This window comes from Bdellovibrionota bacterium (assembly GCA_035292885.1).
Classification (GTDB): Bacteria; Bdellovibrionota_G; JALEGL01; order JALEGL01; family DATDPG01; genus DATDPG01.
This window is the reverse complement of sequence record DATDPG010000175.1, coordinates 1-2944: the sequence shown is the minus strand read 5'-3', so window position 1 is coordinate 2944 and position 2944 is coordinate 1. Positions and strand designations below refer to the sequence as shown.

Here is a 2944-nt window from a genome sequence, read left to right as displayed (position 1 = left end):
TCGTTGGGATCGGCCGTGTTCACAAACGCGAACGCGTTCCCCATGTAACGAGCGACGTCGACGCCGCCCACGGAGAGTTTGGCTTCCAACGGATAGCGCGTTCGGGCGCAGTTCGCGGGCTCGGTGGCCAGACATAGGGGGGCGCGGTTCGTACGCTGGAAATTGGCGCCGAAGATCGAAATGACGTCGCCGGTTCGGGCCTTCATATCTCCATTGAGGCCGCTGCCGTTCGTTCCGCGTCCGATGCAGTCGGAATCCATGAGGCCGGCGTCCCAATCGGCGCGTTGGGTCACGCAAACATGGTCGATGCGCGGGGCGATCGAGGGGATTTCCCGGGAGTCATACGTGGCGCCCATTTCCGGCGCGGAGAACGGTCGAACCGAACTTCCGATCGATACGCTCATTGTCCGGCCGGCGATGTCGCCGCTACACCCGCCATCGGAGAGATTCACTTGGCCGCTCTCCGGATCGACGCGGAGATTCCCAGCCTCCCAATTCTGTTTGTACGCGGGGACCCGCCAGTTCGAGAACGTGGAATCGATGTAGAGATAGAAACGGCCGTCCAGCTCAAAAAGATTGCAGGCGGCGTGGGAAGCGTCGGCGATGAGATCGATTTTGAGCGTCACCCCCGGCTCCGTCGCGGGAGGAAAATTCTCTCCGTACGCATCGAGCGGATCAATGCCGTTGACGGAACAGGACATATACAGCCCTTCCCACTTGGAGTCGACGTTCGCTTTGCTTTCGGCACCGCCGGTGAAACTCTGGCTCACCGTTTCGTTGACGTAGAATTTCGTCGTCGAGCCGGAAACCGGTTGGTCGACGGTGAATACGGTGGAAGGCGAGAACGAGCCGATATTACGAATGTCGTAAATGCGGTAGCCCGATCCAATCCCCGCGATCGCCTGACCGAACGTGAAATAGCCCTTCTTTCTTCCGTTGTTGGCGGTGATCGACTCGATCGGGACATTCGCCTGAAAAAGCGTGCTCAGCTTTAGCGGACAATAAACCCCCTGTCCCGCCATGAACGTGGAGGCGGGAAACGTCCCCATGAAACCATAGCCGGTGGAGTTCGGGATGGGGGTGGGCGTGGGTGTTGGCGTCGGAGTTGCGGTGGGTAAGGGACCACCGTTGCAGTCTTCGCAAAAACGCTTTCCCTGTGAATTGAAGCGATTCTGATCCTTTTGTTCCGTGCAACCCACGCCTAAAGCCGTGAACAGGCACACAGAAAACCAGAGTAGCGACAGCCGAGATCCTACCCGCATTGTGTACCCCCAAGGAGCAACTGATGTGCCAATTTAATTTCCAGTTAACGAGGTGGCGTATTCGAATATTATTCGGCATATGTAACCTTTTGTTACGGGCGTTTTCGACAAAAATTGCGGATACTCGGCAGAGCGTTGGCGGTCTTACGGATACACCATCATTTTCATGCAGAAGACACTCCCCCCGGATTTGATGTACTCGGATGTATCGATCTCGACCGGTACGTAGTTTCTTTTTCGAAGAGCCTGACAGGTCTTCTTGTTCCCTTTTTGAATCAATACGTTCTTGCCGAGAACAAAACCGTTGCAGGCGAATCCTTTTCGAGCCTCATTCTCGGGAACCTCGATCGCATCGGAGAATAATGCACGGATAAGCGCGCGACCGTCTTCGTTAAACGCTCCGGGATAATAAAGGGCTTCGCTTTCGGATAGAGGACTGAGACAGGTGTCCAAGTGATAAAAATCTTCATTCTCCAGCTTGAGCAATACGACGGGAGTCGAAAAGATCTTTGCAATTTCCGCGTACGCTTCTGGAACCGTCCGAAAGCCGTAGCCGCCCCAAAGAAGGCGTCGCCCGGGATGCCAGAGCGCGTCCCCCTGTCCTTCAAACCGCCAATCTGAATTCGAAAGTCGGAGGACGTTGTACCCGCGCGCCGCAAACCATTTCTCATATGCCGGCACCTCCTTTTTCCGCGACGGATGGGTCATGTTGGAGAGGAGACAAATTTTCTCGCCGTTCGCTCCCAAGCCCGGCAGCATCGGGTTTGCGCAAAAGACCATGTCCTCCAGTCCCTTCACCGGCTCCATTAAACGGATCATCGTGCCCGTCTTCACCACCGCCTCGCGAACAGACTGCCACTGCAGTTGAGCCCTCTCCTTCTCGACCTTGCCGATGTTCCCTTTCATGTGGGGATTCTTCACATCCACAACGTCGAAATAGGTCGGCATACAAAGGAGGCATTCCGTAGGTTCGGGACGTGGCGCAAAATCCGCCGCAGAGCGACGACCGAGATCGAGCGGACTACGGATTACGCCGTTTGAATTCAATTCTTCTTTCCCAGGTGTTGCAGAATTTCTTCCACCGTCGGACGACCGATTTCTTCCAGGTCGTACGTCACGCGACAGGTATCGTGCTGAATATTACAGACTCGGCGCAGATCGATCGGCGTGGCGATTAAAACCGTGTCGCACGGTGTAGTGTTGATCGTGATTTCCAAGTCCTTCACCTGTTGGCCGCCGTACCCCATGGCCGGGAGAAGGCCTCGGACCGACGGATATTTGCGGAACGTGTCGGCGATCCTTCCGACGGCATAGGGGCGAGGATCGATCTGCTCCGAAGCGCCGAAGCGCTTCGCCGCAAGAACCCCTGCACCGAAAGACATCTCCCCGTGCGTCAGCGTGGGCCCATCTTCGACCACCAATACCTTTTTGCCCTTGATTTTCGCTGAATCTTCCACGCCGACTTTCAGATTTGCCCGAATGACTTTAGCCTTGGGATTGAACGTTGAAATGTTCCCTTCGAGGATTTTGAGTTTCTCCGGCTCCGCCGAATCCATTTTCGTGATGATCACCACTTCACCTCGGAGAAAATTCGTCTCGCCCGGATGATACAGAAGTTCGTGGTTCGGACGGTGGGGATCGGTCACGACGATTTCGAGGTCGGATCCGACGAACGGGAAGTC

General features: G+C 55.8%; 3 protein-coding genes. All 3 read right to left on the bottom strand.

What is annotated here, in order from left to right:
* Nucleotides 1-1199, bottom strand: a 1199-nt coding sequence (locus VI895_12790) for a hypothetical protein (protein ID HLG20675.1), incomplete at its 3' end; no start/stop codon positions are given.
* 207 nt (nucleotides 1200-1406) lie between these two features.
* Entirely contained in the window at nucleotides 1407-2210 is an 804-nt protein-coding gene (locus VI895_12785) for an arginine deiminase-related protein (protein ID HLG20674.1), read from the bottom strand.
* Nucleotides 2211-2305: 95 nt separating this feature from the next.
* A partial coding sequence (locus VI895_12780; GenBank protein HLG20673.1) for a GTPase occupies nucleotides 2306-2944 on the bottom strand: 639 nt, incomplete at its 5' end.